Origin of the sequence: Plectonema radiosum NIES-515, from assembly GCF_025753815.1 — a bacterium.
Taxonomy (GTDB): Bacteria; Cyanobacteriota; Cyanobacteriia; order Cyanobacteriales; family Nostocaceae; genus Hassallia; species Hassallia radiosum_A.
The window spans coordinates 1-1,079 of the sequence record NZ_JAOWRF010000103.1 but is presented as its reverse complement, the minus strand read 5'-3'; the positions used below and the strand labels follow the sequence as shown (position 1 = coordinate 1,079).

Annotated in this window: 1 protein-coding gene; it reads left to right on the top strand. The window is 45.8% G+C overall.

From position 1 onward, the window contains the following. Window positions 1–1,079 (top strand): amino acid adenylation domain-containing protein (locus OGM63_RS06480; protein WP_263744680.1); only part of this gene is annotated, 1,079 nt, incomplete at both ends.

The window sequence follows — 1,079 nt, the reverse complement described above, 5'->3', positions numbered from 1 at the left end:
GAGTCAAACCTGAGGTGCTGGTGGGTATTTGTGTAGAACGTTCTGTGGAGATGGTGGTGGGACTTTTGGGGATTCTTAAGGCTGGTGGTGCTTATGTCCCTCTTGACCCCAATTATCCCACTCAACGCCTCTTTTTCACCCTAGAAGATGCCCAAGTCAAGGTATTACTCACACAGCAGCAGTTTCAAACCAAGCTTCCTTCCTATACTGGGACTGTGGTTGATCTAGATAGACTCTCACTAGCGCAATTTTGTCCAGACAACCTTGAGACCAAAGTTCATCCCCTGAACTTAGCCTATATGATTTACACTTCCGGCTCCACAGGTCAACCCAAGGGAGTGGCGATCGCTCATCGAAACAGTGTGGCATTGATCAGTTGGGCAACACAAGTATTTAGTCAGCAGGATTTAGCAGGAGTACTAGCAGCCACCTCGATTTGCTTCGACTTGTCGGTGTTTGAATTGTTTGTGCCACTCTCCTGGGGAGGCAAAATCATCTTGTGTGAGAATGCACTCTCATTGCCCAAGTTGGAATATGCACATCAGGTGACGTTGATTAACACGGTTCCCAGTGCCATGGCAGAGTTAGTCAGACTCAAAGCCGTACCATCCTCAGTGCGAACAGTTAATCTAGCAGGAGAACCACTACCACTGAAATTAGTGCAGCAGATATATGAAATTCCAACAGTTCAACAAGTCTTGAATTTGTACGGTCCATCAGAAGACACTACATATTCAACTTGGGAAGTGATAAACAAACGCCAAAGCCAAACACCAACAATTGGTCGAGCGATCGCCAACACCCAGATATATATTTTAGATAAGCAGTTACAACCAGTACCCATAGGGGTACCAGGAGAATTATACATCGGAGGTGCTGGTGTTGCCAGAGGTTACCTGAACCGTCCAGAACTAACCCAAGAAAAATTCATCCCCAATCCGTTTTCCGACAACAAATCAGAACGACTCTACAAAACAGGGGACTTAGGGCGATATTTAAGTGATGGTAACATTGAGTTTCTAGGACGCATCGATAACCAGGTGAAAATTCGGGGATTCCGCATCGAACTGGGAGAAATT